Genomic DNA, 19,136 nt, shown 5'->3' on the forward strand with positions numbered 1-19,136 from the left:
GCGATGGCCTACCCGATGCAGGATGAAGCACCAGTCATCCGTGCGGTCTTTTGCTTGTTACTCACAATCATCACCGGCGTATTTACACGTACCCCGGATGCTTCGCATCCGGACGAATAATTCCCTGCTCGGCTTTACCGAACATCTGGTTAAGCACGTCCAGCTGGTCACGGCGACCGCGGCGCTCCTGACGACGACGCAACACCGGGTTATAGCGCTGGGTTACATGGCCCACGAAGCGCGGCACCAAAGTGGCTACCGGATACCAGGGCAACGTGGACTCCGGCAGCCCCAGCTGCGCCATCTTTTCCTTGTTGAGGAAATAGCGGCTCACGCTCAGGTGCTTTTCATAGGCCAACCGGCGCTGAAGCCCCTCCAGATGATTGAAATGGCGCTCCAGCGGTTCAACGGCCAGGGCCTTGCCGAGCTCCTTGCTGGTCTCATCCGGACGGCTTTGCGTCATCAGGGTATGGTGGAGCAGAACGATCCCCTGACTTTCGGTATCCACCAGCCAGCGGTCTTCTACCCCCATCAGCCAGCTGGCGTATTTCCACAGGTGCATCACCGCTTTGGATTCCCTTGGCGTCACTGGCACACCCAGCTTGCGCAGACCTCCCAGCATCACCACACAGAAGCCCAGATAGGTGGCAACCATGTCCACCTGGCTCAACGGCATACCCCACTCGCCTGAATCCCAGTCTTCGCGACGGTTCAGATTCCGGCGGACCAGTGAGTGGACCATGCGCACATGCAGGGTGGCGCGGAAGCCGGGGCCAAACCGTTGCAGCCCACCGATTTCGGTGCAGTCCACCCACCATTTCCCGGTCTCGGCCACGCGCTGTGAAGCCCCCTTGTTGAGTGCCCCGGTCAACACCAACGACTGGTTGAAACCGGACAACAGGTAGCCCCCCATCAACGCCAGATCGCGCAGCACATAGGGTGCGGTCATGCCGGTAGCATGGATAAAGCGTGCCCCCTCTTCGATCAGGTCGAAATCCACCCAGCTCGGACGTTTTTCCACCTTGCGAATGAAATTACGCAGCGGCTCGGGGCAATCCTTCACCGCCGCCAGACCTTCGGTAATGGCAGTCTCGAACAGGGCTCGGCCCTCACGGGCACCAAACTCCATCATCCAGTCCACCAGGGCATCCATCTCCGGATCCCCCGACCACAGGGCACCCACAACCGCATCAAATTCTTCCTGACTGGGGGCCAGATTCCTGCCCAGCAGGGCGCGGAGCAGCAACGGCGTGGGCTGCTGCGTCTTCTCGTAGGGCCTTACCCGACGGGGTATGGCCTGCATGTCAATCGGGGTCTGGGTCAGAGCGTTCATGCTCGCCTCCGCATAGTGCTTGCAATGGCATTGACCCTAATGCGAATATGTATTCGCATTCAATTCGCATTTGAAAAATGGACCAACCCGATCATCAGCAGGCAGCGTCGTTATGCGTAAACGCCCAAAGCAGCAGCGTTCCCGGGAAATGGTCCGGACGCTCATCGATGCCACCGCCAGGGTGATACAGCGGCAAGGCCTGGATAACACCACCACCGCACGGATCGCCGAGGCGGCCGGTGTCAGTGTGGGGTCGCTGTACCAGTACTTCGGCGACAAGGACGCGCTGATTCAGGCTCTCATGGAAAGCCTGGCGGAGGATATCGGCAGCGGACTTCGCCGCCTGCCCCTGCTGGACAACGACGACATGCGCGCCCTGATTGGCAATGCCATCCGCTTCGGTTTTGCGGTGCTGCATTCCCGTGACGGTCTCTATCTGGAGCTGGTTCGCAACTGGCACCGGTTGCCCACCAACCGGGTGGTGGACGTGCTGCAACAACACTTCATGGAACTGGCGAGGCTCTACTTCCTGCGCCACTATCGCGATTACCCCATCGAAAATCTGGAAGTGCGGGTGTTCATTGTGACCAACAGCGTGCTCTTCACCATGGTGCGTCATATCAGCCAGAATCAGGGGCTGATCCGCGAAGAAGCACTGGCGTCAGAACTGACCAGCATGGTGGCCAACTACATGACCCTGCCCCCGCCCGCTGCAGAGGCCCATCGATGACCCCTGACCTGGCTCTCGCCTACTGCCGCATGATCGCCCAGGCCCTGGGACTGGACCAGGATGGCCTGGAACAGCTTGTCTGCAATACCGGCATCAACGTGGAAACCCTCCAGCATGGCGATGGCTTTATCGACTGGGCAGGCACCTGCCAACTGATCGCCAATGCCCACGTCATCAATCCCCAACCTGACATCGCCCTGCAAGCCGGCCTGCGCGCCCTGCCCGCCATGCACGGCCCCATGGGCATGGCCGCCATGGCCAGCCCTACCCTGCGCGATGCCATGCGGGTTTTTGCTGCTTTTACTAACACCCGCACCCGGGTATTCCACACAAAGATGCAGGAAGACGCCGACACCATTACGCTCCATCTGCAGTTCAATTACCCCATGGATGAGTACATCCGCTTCCTGACGGAATCCGCCATGGCTTCCGCCTATGCTTGTCATGTCGTGCTGCGCGGCAAGCCCATCAACGATGGCGCGGCCTACTTCAATTACCCGGCACCGCCCTGGGCCGATGCCTACAGGAAGATTTTCCGTGGTACCGAAGTGATATTCGACGCCCCCAATGCGGGCCTCAGTCTGCCGGCGCATTATGGTGACGAACCCCTCGCCAGCCATGACCGGGAATTGCTCTGGATGGCCATTGGCCAATGCGAAGCCCGCCAGGAATCCTTACGCAAAATGGGCACCGTCAGCGATCAGGTGCTGGCGTTATTACATCAGGCTCAGGGACAGGCGGACCTCGACACCATCGCCGATCGACTCCACATGAGCCCACGCACCCTGATCCGCAAGCTAAAACGGGAAGACACCCGTTTCCAGCAACTGCGCGACCAGACCTTAAGCCGTCGTGCTACCCAGCTGCTGAGCCTGCCCCACTACACCGTGGCCGCCGTGGCCGAAGATCTGGGCTATACGGACGTAGCCAGTTTCCGGCGCGCCTTCCAGCGCTGGTTTGGCACCAGCCCCGGAAAGTTTCGGCAGGAATAAAGATCAGCGGCGAGCTACAAGCTACAACGCGACTCAGGCCCACATTTCATCGCCGCCGCGCCCGCGATTAACGGTATGTCGCGGGCACGGCCGCTCAAAACCCGATTCTCCAACCCGCGTTGCAGCTTGTAGCTTGTCCCTGTCATTTTCTATCCCACCCTTGTCAGCATCCGCGCTTATCCAGCACCCGCTTTCAGGCAACACTGGAGAGAAGCACCACTGGAGACTGGCGCAATGAGTAACCTGGATAACAACAACGACCTGGCCCAATTGAAAGTGTCACCGCCGTTGGCGTGGCCCACCATCGCCATACTGGTCGGCTCTCTGGCCACCATCGCCCTCACCTGGGCGCTGGTCCCCATGGGGATCTGGCCAGTCTGGTTGGGTATGGTGGTCAACAGTGTTGCCGGCTACGCGCTGTTCACACCTGCGCACGAAGCGATTCACCGTGCCGCCGCACAAAAGTCTGAACACAATGACTTCATCCTGTCGGCTGCCACCTTTGTGGCAGTGCCGTTCGGCAAGGGCAAGCTGTTCCGCCTGCTGCACATGCGACATCACCGCTTTGCCAATGACCCGGAGAACGACCCGGATCACTGGATGGCCAGCAGCCTGTGGACCATGCCGCTATGGGGGCTTTGGCCGTACCTTTACCTCTACAAGTTCCTGAGCAACCCCGCGCTGCTGCCAAATGTGAAGGTGTCGGAAATTGTGCGTGAAATCGTCATCGCTGCCGCGATCTTCGGCACGCTGATCGTGCTGACGCCCTATTACATGCTGACGCTCTGGCTGATCCCCACCTACTTCGCGTTCTTCCTGATGTGCCTGGTATTCATGGTACTGCCGCATTACCCGCATACCGGCCGCCAGGATGAAGACCCGAATACCACCGCCCTGATGCGCATGGGCCAGGAATGGTGGCTCACTCCGGTGCTGATGTTCCAGAACTACCACCTGGTCCACCATCTCTACCCCACCGCACCGTTCTACCGTTACGGCAAGATCTGGAAAGCCCGGGAAGCCCACCATCTGGCTCACTCCGGTGACATGATCATCGGGCCGTTTGGACTGGGGCCGAAAACGTCAGAAACCGGCACCTCCCGCCCATCACTCTGATTCCCGTTTCCGGGCGGCAACTCGCCGCCCGTTTTCCCCCGCGCTGATCCGGCGCATCAGGTGACAGTATTTATCCCCCGTTTGGCAATTTCCGTGCTTAACAAGCCAGGCGCCACAGTAAACACTGTGTATCTGAACCATGCAGGAAGACTGCCCATGACGACAACAAACGAAACAGAAGCACTCAAGACCCTGGCCAAACTGAAGGTTTCCCCGAAGTTCGCCTGGCCCACCATTACGCTGATGGTGCTGTCCCACGCTGCCAATATCGCCAGCTGGGTAATGGTCATTGGTGGCTACTGGCCTGCCTGGGTGGGGCTGATCATCAACAGCATTTCCGGCTATGTGATGTTCACCCCGGCCCACGAAGCCATTCACCGTGCCGCTGCCCAGAAGTCCGAACACAACGACCTGATCCTTTCCATTGCCACCTTTGTGGCGGTGCCATTTGGCAAGGGCAAACTGTTCCGCATCATGCACATGCATCATCACCGTTTTGCCAATGATCCCGACAAAGACCCGGATCACTGGATGGCCAGTAGCCTGTGGACCATGCCGCTGTGGGGTTTCTGGCCTTTCATCTATCTGATCAACTTCATGCGCAACCCGGAAAAACTGCCCAATGTGGCTGTGTCCGAGATTCGCCGGGAACTGATTGTGGCGGTAGTGGCACTGACCGCCCTGTTCATCTGGCAACCCTATGTCACCCTGATGCTGTGGCTGATTCCGTCCTACTTCTCGTTCTTCCTGATGTGTCTGGTATTCATGGTGCTGCCGCACTATCCGCACACCGGCCGCCAGGACGAGAACCCGAACACTACCTCTCTGATGCGCATGGGCTGGGAATGGCTGCTCACCCCGGTCCTGATGTACCAGAACTACCACCTGGTGCATCACCTCTACCCCACCGTACCGTTCTACCGCTATGGCAAGGTGTGGAAGGCCCGCGAGGCGTATCACCGCAAGCACTCCGGCAGCATGATTATTGGCCCCTTTGATTTGGGCCCCAAAGAACAAGGTGACCAGGCCCGCGCCTGACAGGAGAACAACAATGACAAGAACCGTACTGATCACCGGCGGCGCCGGCGGTATCGGCCGTGAATTCTGCAAGCTGTTCAACAACGATGGTTATCGCATCGTGGTCTTCAGCTTGCTGCAGGACGAACTGGACGATCTGGGCAAAGCCCTGAAAACCCAGCGCGCAAACGTGGAATACCACGGCGTGCAGATGGACCTGTCTGAGCCCGATGCGGCAGAACGTATGGTGGAGTGGCTGGACAAGGAAGGCATCGAGCTGGATGTACTGCTCAACAATGTGGGCTTCGGCATGATGGGCGAGCATGTGGAACAGGACAGCAAAAAGCTGGAGCGCATGCTTACCCTGAACAACATCCTGCTGACCAAACTGTGCATGCTGGTCGGCAACCGCATGAAAACCCGCGGCGCCGGCCAGATCATGAACATTGGCTCGCTGGCCGGATTCTGCCCCATGCCGTTCTTTGCCGCTTACAGCGCCAGCAAGGCTTTCGTGATCAACTTCAGTGCGTCCCTGCATGAAGAGTTGAAGCCCTATGGCGTGCAGGTGACCTGCTTCTGCCCCAGCACCACCAGGACCGCTTTCCTGGACACGGCACAGGGCCAACATGCGTCGTCCAGCGGCATCACCAAGTTCGTTTCTGCCCAGATCGATACCCCGGAAGACGTAGCTATCGCCGGCTACAAGGCGCTCAATCAAAAGAAGGTTTTCGCTCTCCCCAACCTGTCCGTCACCCTGCAAAGCATCTGGATCCGCACCATGCCACTGCGCACCATGGCGGCGCTTGTGCACAAGAAGGCATTAAAAGAGCAGTGAATAGTTAATAGCTGCGCGAGCGAAGCGTGGCGAACACGGAAAAGAAAGAGGCCGCGCCAGGCATCGGGAGCGGCCTCTTTTGGTCAGGGAAAGCCTGTCTGGAGCTGTAGGAGCTCCTCTTGAGGTGCGAACAAATCAGTTTCGAGAACCCAACATTCCAAGACTCGAGGGTTTGCTTTTTGATGTTCGTCTTTCGTAAATCGAAACTCGCTTCTCGCAACCGCTCGATTCGCACCTCAAGAGATTCTCCTACAGCCAGGCCAAATATCCCCCAAGTTATCATCGCTAGCGGAGACATCTGATCGTTATGGAAACTTGTTCAGGTAAGCTAAGCTAAACACCGCGAACAACAGGGAAGAACCATGACAATCAGGTATGAAACCCAGAGAGCGTCTGATCCAGATCACGCGTCACTTGCCGTATTGATTGATGCTGATAATGCTTCAGCAAAGATCATCGACGGCCTGTTTGAGGAAATTGCCAAATACGGCACGGCAAGTGTGAAGCGCATTTACGGTGACTGGACCGCACCCAACCTTGGAGGCTGGAAAGAAGTACTGCTCAAACATTCCGTACAGCCCGTTCAACAATTCGCCTACACCAAGGGGAAAAATGCCACCGATAGCAGCATGATCATTGATGCCATGGATCTTCTCTATACCAAGCAGCTTGATGGCTTCTGCATCGTCTCCAGCGACAGTGATTTCACCCGGCTGGCAGCACGACTCAGAGAAGAAGGGTTAATGGTTTATGGGTTCGGAGAAGAAAAGACACCTGAACCCTTTGTGGCAGCCTGCGACAAGTTCATCCGCACAGAGGTACTTCGCTCTGATCACAGCCCGGAACAGGATGAAAGCAAAGAAGCACCGGCAGAGGCCACTCCCAAGCCAGTCAGGAAAGACCCGCCACCATTGCAGTTGATCGCCAATGTCATCGACTCCATTGGCGACGAAGACGACTGGGCCAATCTTGGTACCGTGGGACAGCTAATGAGCAAACGCCAACCGGACTTCGACACACGCCTCTATGGCCACAAAAAACTCAGCGACCTGCTACGCGCCTATCCAAAATGGTTCGAAGTCAAAAACGGACCCGGCAAAGGAATTCTCGTCAAAGCCCTTCGCAAGTAAACCCACGAAATCGTTCTGCAGGAGCACCACTTGAGGTGCGAATCGAGCGGTAGCGAGTTGCGAAAGGCAAGATCAAAAATCACACCTGCGAGAACCGGGGTTTTGGTTTTCGAAACTCGCTTCTCGTAACTCGAAACTTTTTATTCTCGGCTCTAGCGCCGCTCCTACAGTTCGTCCAAACGAAAGAGGCCGCACCCAGTTCCTGGTCGCGGCCTCTTTCTTCTCCGTGTTCGCCACGCTTCGCTCGCGCAGCTATTCATTATTAACTATTAATTGCCTTTTAGCGTACCAACCACAAACTCAACTGCGGGATATAGGTGATCATCAGCAGCGCCACGATCAGCACCAACATGAACGGAATCGTGGAGGCAAACAGTTCGGTGACGCGTTTCTTGAAGCGATAGCTGGCGATGAACAGGTTCATCCCCACCGGTGGCGTGATGTAACCGATCTGCATGTTGGCCACAAAGATCACCCCCAGGTGAACCGGGTCGATGCCATAGCGCAGGGCCACCGGCAGGATCAGCGGCACCATGATCACCAGAGCGGCGAAGATATCCAGCAAGGCGCCCAGCAACAACAGCAGGATGTTGAGCAGGATCAGGAAGGCAATCTTGCTTTCCACATGGGTCTGAATCAGATCAAACAGCTTCTCCGGCACACCGGCGTAAACCAGATAATCGGTAAAGGCCAGCGCCACCGCCAGAATCAGCAGAATGCCACCCACCATGATCATGGAATCCCGCATGATCGACGGCAGCTTGCGCAGGGAGATCTCCCGATACAGGAACACCTCGGCCACCAACACATACAGCGCTGTCACCGCCGCTGCTTCGCTCACCACCAGGAAGCCGGAGAAAATCCCCCCCAGCACCACCACCGGCAGGGGCAGTTCCCAGCGGGCCTCCCAGAGTGCATCCACCAGCTCACGGAAATCGAAGGCCTGACGGGGAATCGGGTGTCCGGCCTTGGCCGCCCCACGAGTCGCCCAGACACAATAGCCGTACAGCAACACGATCATCAGCAGCGCCGGCACCAGCCCGGCCAGGTACAAATCGACGATCTCCACCGGCGGCATATCCAGCTGCTGAGACATCTGCTGGGCAATGATGCCGTAAATCAACAAGGGTACCGACGGCACCAACAACAGACCCAGGCTGCCCGAGGAGGTCACCAGACCGAGGCTGAAGCGCTCCGGGTAATTGCCCTTCACCAGCGCCGGCAACAGCAAGGCACCCAGCGCCACAATGGTGACACCGGAACCCCCGGTGAGCGCAGTGAAGAAGGCACAGGCAATCAGCGACACAAACGCCATGCCACCAGGCATCCAGCCGAAGGCGGCCTGGCTGAGGCGTAGCATGCGATCGGCGGTTTTCGACTCACTAAGCAAAAAGCCGGCAAAGGTAAACAATGGCAGCGCCATCAATACCACCGAGTTGCTCAGCTGGTAAATATCGATATGCAACACTGCCAGCTCAATCTCCAGGGTATAAAACCCCAGAGCGGCAGCACCCAGAATAATGGCGTAGAGCGGCGCCCCCATCAGGGCGAGCAGGATTAGCAGGAGGACAGCAAGAGTAATCATGCAACCGGCTCCTGCATCTTCGGCCGCTTGCCCAGCAGGCCCAGCGCAAACAGGGACACATAGCGCAGCGCCATCACCGAGAAGCCCACCGGGATAATGGCCTGCAGGATCCAGCTGGGCACGCTGCCGAAGGCCGGGCTGGCGTATTCATATTCCTCGATGACGAAACCCACGCTGTACCAGGCCACCAGTACACAGATAAAGGCGGTGAACAGATCCACCGCCGTGGTCAGGAAGTGGTGGTACTTTTCCGGCAGCAGGGTGGAAGCCACATCAATGCGGATGTGTTCATCCTTGCGCGAGGCTATCATGGCGCCAAGCAGGCCTATCCAGAGCACCGCGTTCTGCAGTAACGGCTCGATCCACACCAGGCTGGTACCAAAGAAATTACGCAGCACAATCTGCGCCACCGCCAGCAGGATCATAAACAAAAGGACGGCCACGATAAGGCCGTCCTCGATGCGGTGGAGGGTGCGGTGCAAGCCGCCCAGAAAACCGGTCATTTACTGCCCTTCACGCTGCTTGGCCAGAATGGCATTGAGCCGATCCAGCATGGCCTGGCTGATTTCACCTTCCTCTACCAGTTCCGCAGTGGCGCGATCTGCGTATTTCTTCCACTCCTTGAACTGCTCATCAGAGGGTTTCACCACTGTGAGCCCTTGCTGCTGAACGGCGGCAAAAGCGCTCAGGTTTTCCTCGCGACTATCGGCATCCAGCTTGGCAAAGGTGGCTTCCAGGACTTCGTGAACGGTTTTCTGATCTGCCGGGCTGAGCCGGTTGAAGTATTTCTTGTGAATACCGAGCAGGCCAAAGGTGTACAGCAGTGGCATGTCGGTCACGTTGTTCACGCGGGAGTACCACTGCAGGGTCAGGGCAGCCACCGGCGGTGCAGCGAAAGCGTTCACGGCCCCGGTCTGCAGGGAGGTCAGCACTGCGCCAATGTTAAGCATGATGGGCGACAGCTCAAATGCCTTGGCGGCCTTGGCAGACGCTTCATCGTTGGCCGGCAGCCACAGCTTCTGGCTACGCAGGTCGTCCAGGCTACGCACCGGCTTTTCAGACATCACGTAGGCAAAGCCACCATCAATCAGGCCAAAGCTGACCCAGCCGCCCTCTTCCAGGCCTTTCTGGATTTCCGGATCCAGCTCGGCGCGGACCGCATCGACTTCGTCATAGTTGTTGAACGCCAGCGGTACGTTGAGGATCTGGCTGTCCTTGTAGGCAGAGGCGAAGGCGCCGCCCTGGGCGATCTGGCCGTGCAGCTGGCCGATACGGATCTTGCGCTCCACCGCCCGGTCATCACCCATGACGCCACCGGGGTAGATCTTCAGTTTCACCCGCCCTTCGGTCTTCTCGGCAATCTCCTTGCCGGCATCCTTCAGCCCGGTAACGATGGTGGTGCCATCCGGGTACAGAGTGGAAATCTTCAGGGTGGTGGCGGCGGTGGCCACCAGCGGCAGCAGGGCTACCAGTACCGTCGCAAGACGCAACATATCAGCTCCTAGAAATATTCATCCGCGTCGGCAAGCAGGGCTTCAGCCTCTTGCTGCGCATAGGTATTTTGCAAGGTCAGGCCATGAACATCGGGGTCTGCCGCGAGCACCTCATTGAGCAGGCGATCATGCAGTTCCCGGTCAAAGACCAGCCGCGCGTATTTTTCTGCGTAAAGCACCGGGGCCAGCAGGTTCTTGCCTTCCGAGAGGCTAACCGCCTGCTCGAAATGTTCACGGGCCTTGTCCGGCTTGCCGCCCAGTGAAGCCGGCAAAATGCTGTTGAGTACCCCCAGATACATGTGCGCCTGGCCGTACTGATAACCTTCGTCCAGTTCCACCACACGATCCATGATGGCTTCCACGCGGCCCAGCTCGGCCACCGCGTTCCAGTCGCTGGTGTTCTGCTGGATGTATCCTGCCCAGGCACTGCCCAGGGTGAACAACATGGGCACATCATTCTTGCTGGCATCGTCCAGCAATGCTTCAAAATCCGGGACGCTCAGACCACGCAGATCGCAGTAGTCACCATCACGGGCACAGGCGGAACGGAAAGCGTAATCCAGGGCCTTGTTGCTGAGCTTGCGAGCTCGCTCTGGCTCCTTCACAAACAAACCGGCATAGGCACCGTAAAGATCGGCACCACTGGCCAGCAGGGATTCGCTCTCCGGCCAGTTTTCAATCAGCCCGTCCACCATTAACAGGTAAGTGGGCAACCCCTCTTCCACCAGCTGCAGGTCGTTATTGTTCAGAACACCGTATGGCAGGTTGTCATCGACCCGCGCCAGGGAACAGCCCTGAAGTGTAAATACCGATGCGAAGAGAAAAGCGGGAACCAGCCCCTTGAGGAAGCGCCACTGCATAGGCCGCCCTATTCCTTTCATTATTATGACCTCTAATTTGGCTGTCTTTATAGCAGCCCCACAGGGGTAACTCAAACCGCGTCATTCCCTGAGGCACGCCGAATCATGCCGAAAATGGCACCTAACACGCAGCCACTGACCAGCCCGGCCAGATGGGCCGCATTGGCCACCACACCGGACAGACCGACAAAACAGATAACCATCCAGGCCAGCATGAAAATCACGATTTCACGGCGCAGGGCATAGCCGGCCCCCGGATTGATTCGCCCGTAGATCCACAGATACCCCAATAGGCCATAAACCACACCGGAAAGCCCGCCAAACAAGGGGCCACTGGTCAGGAACTGGGCCACATTGGCCACCGCCGACGTCACCATCGTCACCATCAACAGCTGTCCGGGGGACTGAAAGCGCTCAATCAACCGCCCCAGATCTGCCCACCACAGCAGGTTGAACAGAATATGCAGAAGGGAAAAATGCAGCAGCATGGGGCTCACAAGCCGCCATGGTTGGGATGACAGCGCCGACAGGGACTCCGGAAACATCAGCGCCCGGTAAATGCCGTCGCCCATTAGCCAGGGGGTCAGGAAGATCACCGCACAAATCACCAGAATGGACTTGGTGACCCAGCCCATGCTGGCCAGCCAGCCACCGGACAACAACGGTTGGGGGCGACCGGTCAGGGGCTCAACGATCTCCTTCCCCTGCTGGCGCTTGAGATCACCGATCAGTTCCTGAACCAGTTGACGGGCATGGGGGTACTGATGCGCATCGGGGATCGACAACACCTGCTGGTCATCTTCCTCTCTGCGCTCCACCGTGAAGCCGTTTCGGGTCAGGGTGTGCTGTATCAGATCAGCCAGCTCGGGTTGTGGGGTGCGAATCAGTTCCATGAAAGTCCTATAGGGCCTGTTAAAACTACCGAAAAAGCACCAGCTGAATGCACTTTTTTGTCCAGTAGTGTCAGCCGATGTGTCGTGTAGTCATTCTACATAAACATCGGATGGCGCTGATGAGCGGGAAAAGGGATCAGCCCTTCGGGTTGAACCCCAACAAGCCTGCGCAGTGAACAGCCGAAGGCTGGCCCGAAGGGCGGAGCGCTTGCGCGGAGTCAAATCCACCACTCGTCGTTATTCGTCATTCATTTGGAAAAACCAAACATCACTCCTCATGTCTGGATTGGCGAATTCTGGGACTCAGCAGGTACCATTTCGGTAGCCTTAACAGGCCCTAATGCCTGTTTACGTTGTTGGTCGGTCAGATCAGACAGATTATCCACCTGCTGCCAGAAACAGTCCCAGTCTCGCTGGCACTGATCCAGTAACCGGGCAAATGCCGGGACATAGCCATTATAGTCACTGACACCGTTCAACTGGGCGTTGTTCAACGGACCGTCGAAAAAGCCCTGGTACCCCGCCAGGGCAGGTAGCGAGGCCTGTTCCTGCTGAAAACGCTCTCGGGCCTGCTGCTGAATGCGACTCTTGCCTGCTGCCAGTGCTTCCGGGGCTTGTCCGCTGGCGTACAGTTCCGACAGCGCCTGGCGGGTATCATCGATGATAGCGAGAAACGCCCGCTCCGCCCTGTCCTGCTGGGCCAGAGCAGTTTGGTCCAGAACGATCCCCTGCTCCTTAAAAAACGCCAGCGCGCCTTCCCGGCCCACCAGGGTGGCCAGGGATTCATTGAAACGGGTATCGTCAGCGATATAAATGCGCCGATGGGTAAGTTCGTGGATCAACAACTCGGCCAACGCCGGGCGGGAGCGATTCAGCATGGGCGTAGTGAGCGGATCGGCAAACCAGCCCAGCGTGGAATAGGCGATGGCTCCCCCTACCCAGGTATCCATGCCGTCTTCAGCCAAAGTCGCGGCTTCGGACTCAGCCCGTTCACGGTCGAAATACCCACGGTAGCTGACACAACCCAGCATCGGGTAACACCAGGTCTTGGGGGTTAGCGACCAGTGCGGTGCGGCCAGTACATTCCAGACTACCGCATCCTGCTCCAGGGCCACGTACTGGTGATAGACATCTTCGGCGGGGAGATCCAGATTGGTGCCCGCCCAGGCTATCACCTGCTGACTGAAGGTCAGCTTGTCCGCCAACTCATGAGGCGTGTCCGGGTTCGCCAGCACGTCTTCAACGGCCTCGCGCTTGCCCATCAGGGAGAGATGCCCACTCACCGCCTGGCTGTAGTAGCCCAGCTGACAGCCTGCCAGCAACACAGGCAGGGTAAGCAGCAATAGCCCGGCATAACGCCGCATATCAGGCCCGGGACATGAATTTGCGTTCGGCGGTATTTACCCGCACTTTTTCGCCTTCCACGATGTATTCCGGTACCTGTACTACCAGCCCCGTGTTCAGGGTGGCGGGCTTGGTGCGGGCAGACGCCGACGCCGCCTTCATGGCCGGGGCGGTTTCCGTCACCTCCAGCACCACCGACGCCGGCAATTCCAGGCCTATCACGGCATCTTCCACCTTCAGGGCCAGCACCCCTTCAGTGTCTTCGGTGATGAAAGCCAGCTCGTCGCTGATGTCGTCCTGCTTGAGCAGATACTGGGAGAAATCCTCATTATCCATGAAGATGTAATCATCGCCGTCCACATAGGAAAACTGCACCGGCCGGCGCAGCAGCTCCACCGTGGTGACATCCTCATCCCCCTTGAAGCGCTCTTCAAACTTGGGCCCACCCCCCACTGCACTGGCTTTTACCCGATACAACGTCGCCGCCCCACGGGCAGACGGTGACTGCACTTCGATCTGGCGGATGGCATAGAGCGTGCCGTTGACTTCGATAACGTCGGATTTCTTCAATTCACTGGCGCGGGTCATGGAAATGCGTTCCTGAAATTACGATGCGCCAATGCTACAACAAACCCACCCCGCAAGCTGCAGCTCAGGCCGTTTCCGTGAAACCGCCGACAGGCCGGAGCGGATCATTTTGAAATCTTGAGTTGCTGCCCAATGCTTTCCCGGGTTGTGTTGCAAAGTACCTTGCGATCCCCTTCCGCAGCCAGCACCTCACAAAAATGCAGCCGGATACGAATATCCCGGCGCAGCAACATACTCCAAAGGTGAAGATGAAATGCATCATCGCCGACAAACGCCATTGACAGGTCCGGCGCACCCATACTGTCCAGATAGCGAATTGCCAGAGGCTGTACCGGCACCCCTGCCAGTAATGGCGCGTCGAACAGCTGCGGGAAAAAACGTCGCAAGTTAGCGCCATCGGTAGTCGTTCCTTCCGGGAATACCAATACGGTATGGCCCTGCTGCAGTCGGCAGGCAATTTCCTTTGCCTTGTTACTGGACTCACCGCTGCCCCGCTTGATGAACAGGGTCCCCACGGCGCGCGCCAGGTGCCCGATCAGGGGCCAATCGCCCACTTCTGCCTTGGAAAGAAAGTAGAGATGCCGCTGGCTGGCAATCACCGGGATATCCAGCCAGGACACATGGTTGCTTACCAGGAAAACACTGCCACCCTGGGCCGTGCCGGTCACCGTCAGCTCAACCCCCAGAATGCGCAGGAAGCGCTGACACCAGCGCTGTTTTGCCGCCAGCACCCGGGGCTGCTGCGGCGCCCAGAAGGCACCCAGCATCAGGGCCAGCAAAAACCCCCAGGCCAGATGCAAGATGATCAGAACAACGCGAATAGAGCGACGTATCTGAGGCAAGATACCGCCTTGAATCTGTGCCTGTGCTGCCAGACTCTCGCCTGACATCACACCGCCTGGGCCGGCTGCATAAAATGCTGCACATAGCGGGCAGGCAGGTCATTCACGTCCATCAGCACGAAGAAATCCAGGCAATTGAAATCCGGATCCCAGCACGGCTCACCACAGACCTGCGCCCCCATTCGCACGTAGGCTTTCAGCAGCGGCGGCATTTTTACGCTGTCGTCGCGCTCTCCAGGCAGTTTTTCCAGCTTGAGATGAGGGACAACACGATGGGCTCCCGCGCTCAGATGCTTGTCATTGATGCGCTGCCAGATACCCGCCACATTGTAGCCCTCACCCAGGGCGATGCTGGCACAACCCAGCAGATAACGGATGTCATTCTCGATCATGTACTGGGCAAGCCGTGCCCACAGCACGGTAATCACTGCCCCATTACGGTGGGCCGGGTGAATACAGGTGCGACCAATTTCCGCCAGCCGCCCTTCCAACCCCTGCAGCATGCTCAGATCAAACTCGCCACTGGAGTAAAAGCCCCCGGTACGATGCAGGCGGTCGCCGGGCAATACGCGGGTGTAACCCACGATTTCACCGCTGCGGGTATCCTTGACCACCAGGTGCAGACAGTGGCGATCATAGCGATCCCGATCCAGACCGAACGGGGCACTGAAACTGGCGCCATATTCCTCAGAGAAGATCCGGTAGCGCATGCGCTGTACCTTGATGATCTCCCGGCGAGAACGGGTGAAATAGGCAGTGAAACGGGTTTGGCCCTCTGCCTCGTTCAGGTCGCGCAACTCACGGGGAAAACGCAGAATGTCCGCGGTGGCTACGAAAGGCCGGGCCAGGGCATCCTTGAGTTGCGGGCTCAGTGCTTTTATCTTTCCTGCCGCTTGCGCAAGCATGGCGTACTCCACTGGTAGTTTGTCGCAGTGTCGTATTGCGCCATGGCAAGCCAATGACGTTTGGGTGACATTTCCAAGACAGGATCGACAGCAGTTAATAGCTGCACGTCAGGCGCTGGTGGTGGCGGAAGAGTCCGCGCCCCACGGGGCGGCATGCTTTGCGAATGTTTTGCAGGAGTTCCTCTCGAGGGACGAACCGAGCGCAGCGAGTTACGAGTTACGCTCACCCTTCGGCTGTTACCTTCGTAGCACTCCAATCCCTGCAGAGTAAGCCTTACCGTAGAGCGGAAATGCCTCAGGGCATCTCCGCCGAGATGTGTTAGCGTTCAAGCCAAAGTCGAATCTAAAACTGGATTCTTGTATGGATAAACCCGTTCGGTGGCCCTACCCCTTGCCAGTAAAAAAAGGCGAAACCGTGCACTGGTGTTCTTGCGGCAAAAGCACCAACCAACCTTGGTGCGATGGCAGTCATAAAGGCACCAACTTCAAGCCCGAAGCTTTCACCGCGAAGAAAGACTGCATCGTGTTTTTCTGTGGCTGCAAACGCAGCAGGAAAGGGATGGTGTGCGATGGAAGCCACAGCAAGATCAATGAATAATCCACAGTGAATAATGAATAGTGACGCGTGTGGAAAAGGTAGAAACAGAGTCAAGGAGGCCGCGTCCAAATTCGGACGCGGCCTCAACCCTTTCAAAAACCGGCATGACGCTAACGCGCAGCCATTAATTATGACTCATTAACGATTCATTGCTTTAACCGGTGTTTCGCAGCCCCGCCGCGATGCCCGCAATCGTCACCATCAAGGCACTTTCCAGGGTTTCGTCGCCGTCCTGGCCACGCAGCCGCGCCATCAGTTCCGCCTGAAGAAGGTGCAGGGGATCGGTGTAGGGGTCGCGCACGCGAATGGACCAGCGCATGACCGGGTTATTCTCCAGCAGATCCTCCCGGCCCGTCAGACCACTCAAAGCCGCCACACAGGACGTTAGCCGGTCCCGCAGTACCTCGCCAAGTTGTTGCAGACCTTCATCGTTCCCGGCCAGTCGTTGTTCATACCAGGACGCCACATTGAGATCCGCCTTGGCCAGTACCATTTCCAGCATGTCCACCACCCCCTGGAAGAACGGCCAGCGATCGGCCATGTCCCGCACCCTGGCCGCCTGTTCGCTATCTGCGAGGGCTTCTTCCAGGGCTCCGCCGGTGCCCAGCCAGGCAGGCAGCATGAGACGGATTTGTGTCCAGGCGAACACCCAGGGAATGGCTCGCAAGGAACCGATGCCCGCATCCTGCTTGCGCCGCGCCGGACGGCTGCCTAACGCCAACCGCGACAGCTCGGTTTCCGGAGTGACGGTTCGCAGGTAACGCACCAACTCCGGCTCGTCACGCACCACACTGCGATAGCCCGCCACCGACACATCGGTAAGTGTCTGCATCTGCTCCCGCCAGGCCGGTTCCGGTGTGCAGGGTGGCAGCAGGGTGGCTTCCAGGGTGGCTGCCACGTACTGGGACAGGTTGAACACAGCCACCGCCGGGCGTCCGTATTTGAAACGAATCACCTCGCCCTGTTCCGTCACACGAATACGTCCCGCCACCGAGCCCGGAGGCTGTGACAACAAGGCCATGCGCGAAGGCGCGCCGCCGCGGGAAATGGATCCGCCACGACCGTGGAACAGGGTCAATGGAATCTTGTGACTGGCAAACAGGGCGGTAAGGGTTTCCTGGGCACGGTATTGCGCCCAGGCGGCCCCCAGGAAGCCGGCATCCTTGGCTGAGTCGGAATAGCCAATCATCACTTCCTGGCCCTGCGACACCCGTTCCCTGTAGAAAGGAATGTCCATCAGGGCACGCATGGTATGTTCGGCACCGTCCAGGTCCGCCAGGGTTTCGAACAACGGCACCACTCGCATGGGCTCACTGACCCCGGCGATTTTCTGCAGCAACATCACCGCCAGCACATCCGACGGCGTGGTCGCCATGGAAATCACGTAGGCGCCCAGCCCTTCTCCCCCCTGCTCGGCAATCACCGCGCAGGTATCCAGCACCTCTCCCACTTCGCCCGTGCACTCCTCACTGCGCCGAAACGCCGCATCAATGAGTGGGCGGCGCGCCTGAAGTTCATCAATGAGGAATGCCTGACGCTGATCCTCATCCCACTGATGATAGCTACCCAGCTGCAGATAACGGGTGATGGCATCCAGGGCATCACTGTGCCGGGTGGATTCCTGGCGGATATCCAGCCGCAGGAGGGTGATGCCAAAGCAGTTGAGGCGGCGCAGGGTATTTTTCAGATCACCATTGGCGATATCCGCCAGCCCGATTTCACGCAGGGACTGGTCAATGAGCATCAATGGCTCGAGCAATTGCTCGCGAAACAGATAACCGTCCCCGTCCGGCACCGGCAAGCCGTCCACCTGCGCCTCCAACTGGCGCCGGGTAACTTTGAGTCGAGTGCGAACTTCCCTTAACAGCACCCGATAGGGTTCGTGGCTGGGACCGGTCACCGCCAGCAAGGCGTCACTGGCTGCCTCCATGGACAGGTCCGCCAGCAGGTTTTCGATATCACGCAGATACAGGTCCGCTGCCATCCAGCGGGCCAGCAGCAACACCTCGCGGGTCACTGCTGCCGTCACATTCGGGTTCCCGTCCCGGTCGCCCCCCATCCAGGATGCCAGCTTCACCGGCGCCCAATCCGCCGGCGGCAACGGCAGCCCACGGTCAGCCAGATGCGTTTCCAGCTGGCGCACCATGTCCGGCACCGCCTGCCAGAGGGATTGTTCAATGGTAGCGAAGCCCCACTTGGCTTCATCCACCGGCGTGGGTTTTTCACGACGGATTTCGTCGGTGCTCCAGGCGGCCAGAATGACACGACGCAGACGGGCCCGCAGGCTGCGACGCTCCTCATCATTCAGATCAGACCGGTCCAGTTCCCCGAGCAGATCGGCCATCTGGTCGTATTTGCGAATCAGGGTACGGCGTGTCACTTCCGTGGGGTGGGCCGTCAACACCAGTTCCACGGAGAGGTTGTGCAGGGTTTCAGCCAGCAACGTATCCGGCACGCCCTCCTGTTTCAGCCGTGCAAGTACATCCAGCAGCCCCTGGTCCCCACCGGGGTCCCCGGGATAACGCTGATGCTGACGATGCAGACGCTCGCGATGATGTTGCTCGGCAATATTGCTCAGGTTGAGAAACTGGCTGAAGGCACGGGCCACTTCCAGCAGCGTGTCGTCATCAAGCGGAGACAACAAATCCTTCAATGTGGACAACGGCGCGCCTTTTTCACTGCGTGTGGCCACCGAGGCCTGACGGATGCTCTCAATGGTCTCATAAAGGCCGTCTCCCGCCTGCTGGCGCAGACATTCGCCGAGAAGATCGCCCAGTAAACGAACATTGTCCCGAAGTGGTGCATTGACGTTGTGATCCACACTGCCTCCTTGAAACACACAAAGATCTTGACCTGTTATGACTGTTTTACCGAC

General features: G+C 58.3%; 18 protein-coding genes. 7 read left to right on the forward strand and 11 right to left on the reverse strand.

Annotation, left to right across the window (positions count from 1 at the left end; genetic code table 11):
- Window positions 1–82: 82 nt before the first annotated feature.
- Window positions 83–1,333: an oxygenase MpaB family protein gene (locus GQF00_RS05585; RefSeq protein ID WP_161318174.1), complete on the reverse strand. Its 1,251-nt coding sequence runs from the start codon at window positions 1,331–1,333 to the stop codon at window positions 83–85.
- 112 nt (window positions 1,334–1,445) lie between these two features.
- On the opposite strand from GQF00_RS05585, the gene GQF00_RS05590 reads away from it, so the two are divergent.
- The 6 genes from GQF00_RS05590 (at window position 1,446) to GQF00_RS05615 (ending at window position 7,153) form a co-directional block, all read left to right on the forward strand.
- Window positions 1,446–2,063 (forward strand): TetR/AcrR family transcriptional regulator, encoded by a 618-nt coding sequence (locus tag GQF00_RS05590; RefSeq protein ID WP_202560397.1) that lies wholly within the window; start codon window positions 1,446–1,448, stop codon window positions 2,061–2,063.
- Window positions 2,060–3,055: an AraC family transcriptional regulator gene (locus tag GQF00_RS05595; protein ID WP_161318175.1), complete on the forward strand. Its 996-nt coding sequence runs from the start codon at window positions 2,060–2,062 to the stop codon at window positions 3,053–3,055. The genes GQF00_RS05590 and GQF00_RS05595 overlap by 4 nt, the downstream gene beginning before the upstream one ends.
- Before the next feature lie 234 nt (window positions 3,056–3,289).
- Entirely contained in the window at window positions 3,290–4,171 is an 882-nt protein-coding gene (locus tag GQF00_RS05600) for a fatty acid desaturase (protein ID WP_161318176.1), read from the forward strand.
- A gap of 156 nt (window positions 4,172–4,327) precedes the next feature.
- On the forward strand, window positions 4,328–5,209 hold the full coding sequence (locus GQF00_RS05605) for a fatty acid desaturase (RefSeq protein ID WP_161318177.1): 882 nt from the start codon (window positions 4,328–4,330) through the stop codon (window positions 5,207–5,209).
- Between the two features lie 13 nt (window positions 5,210–5,222).
- A complete protein-coding gene (locus tag GQF00_RS05610) occupies window positions 5,223–6,023 on the forward strand; it encodes an SDR family oxidoreductase (protein ID WP_161318178.1) in 801 nt (266 codons plus the stop codon).
- A 362-nt stretch (window positions 6,024–6,385) separates the two neighbouring features.
- Window positions 6,386–7,153 (forward strand): NYN domain-containing protein, encoded by a 768-nt coding sequence (locus GQF00_RS05615; protein WP_161318179.1) that lies wholly within the window; start codon window positions 6,386–6,388, stop codon window positions 7,151–7,153.
- 280 nt (window positions 7,154–7,433) lie between these two features.
- Here GQF00_RS05615 and GQF00_RS05620 read toward each other — a convergent pair whose 3' ends face one another.
- The 9 genes from GQF00_RS05620 to GQF00_RS05660 all read right to left on the reverse strand — a co-directional run bounded on the left by GQF00_RS05620 (window position 7,434) and on the right by GQF00_RS05660 (window position 15,663).
- Entirely contained in the window at window positions 7,434–8,738 is a 1,305-nt protein-coding gene (locus GQF00_RS05620) for a TRAP transporter large permease (RefSeq protein WP_161318180.1), read from the reverse strand.
- Window positions 8,735–9,241, reverse strand: coding sequence for a TRAP transporter small permease (locus GQF00_RS05625; RefSeq protein WP_161318181.1), 507 nt, complete (start codon window positions 9,239–9,241; stop codon window positions 8,735–8,737). Before GQF00_RS05625 ends, GQF00_RS05620 begins: the two co-directional genes overlap by 4 nt.
- Complete coding sequence (dctP, locus tag GQF00_RS05630; RefSeq protein WP_161318182.1) at window positions 9,242–10,231, reverse strand: TRAP transporter substrate-binding protein DctP; 990 nt, start codon at window positions 10,229–10,231, stop codon at window positions 9,242–9,244.
- 8 nt (window positions 10,232–10,239) lie between these two features.
- Window positions 10,240–11,112 (reverse strand): TRAP transporter TatT component family protein, encoded by an 873-nt coding sequence (locus GQF00_RS05635; RefSeq protein WP_237440409.1) that lies wholly within the window; start codon window positions 11,110–11,112, stop codon window positions 10,240–10,242.
- Between the two features lie 50 nt (window positions 11,113–11,162).
- Window positions 11,163–11,984 (reverse strand): rhomboid family intramembrane serine protease, encoded by an 822-nt coding sequence (locus GQF00_RS05640; protein WP_161318183.1) that lies wholly within the window; start codon window positions 11,982–11,984, stop codon window positions 11,163–11,165.
- A gap of 275 nt (window positions 11,985–12,259) precedes the next feature.
- Window positions 12,260–13,348, reverse strand: coding sequence for an aminopeptidase (locus GQF00_RS05645; RefSeq protein WP_161318184.1), 1,089 nt, complete (start codon window positions 13,346–13,348; stop codon window positions 12,260–12,262).
- A 1-nt stretch (window position 13,349) separates the two neighbouring features.
- Window positions 13,350–13,916: an elongation factor P-like protein YeiP gene (yeiP, locus tag GQF00_RS05650; RefSeq protein WP_161318185.1), complete on the reverse strand. Its 567-nt coding sequence runs from the start codon at window positions 13,914–13,916 to the stop codon at window positions 13,350–13,352.
- 104 nt (window positions 13,917–14,020) lie between these two features.
- Window positions 14,021–14,806, reverse strand: coding sequence for a 1-acyl-sn-glycerol-3-phosphate acyltransferase (locus tag GQF00_RS05655; RefSeq protein ID WP_161318186.1), 786 nt, complete (start codon window positions 14,804–14,806; stop codon window positions 14,021–14,023).
- On the reverse strand, window positions 14,806–15,663 hold the full coding sequence (locus tag GQF00_RS05660; RefSeq protein WP_161318187.1) for a GNAT family N-acetyltransferase: 858 nt from the start codon (window positions 15,661–15,663) through the stop codon (window positions 14,806–14,808). The genes GQF00_RS05655 and GQF00_RS05660 overlap by 1 nt, the downstream gene beginning before the upstream one ends.
- Window positions 15,664–16,024: 361 nt before the next feature.
- Between GQF00_RS05660 and GQF00_RS05665 the strand changes: the two genes are divergently transcribed.
- A complete protein-coding gene (locus GQF00_RS05665) occupies window positions 16,025–16,261 on the forward strand; it encodes a CDGSH iron-sulfur domain-containing protein (RefSeq protein ID WP_161318188.1) in 237 nt (78 codons plus the stop codon).
- Between the two features lie 154 nt (window positions 16,262–16,415).
- Here the strand turns inward: GQF00_RS05665 and ppc are convergent, their stop codons facing one another.
- Entirely contained in the window at window positions 16,416–19,082 is a 2,667-nt protein-coding gene (gene ppc / locus GQF00_RS05670) for a phosphoenolpyruvate carboxylase (RefSeq protein ID WP_161318189.1), read from the reverse strand.
- Window positions 19,083–19,136: the final 54 nt, after the last annotated feature.

The sequence above is a fragment of the Alcanivorax sp. DP30 genome (assembly GCF_009882945.1).
In the GTDB taxonomy this organism is placed as follows: domain Bacteria; phylum Pseudomonadota; class Gammaproteobacteria; order Pseudomonadales; family Alcanivoracaceae; genus Alcanivorax.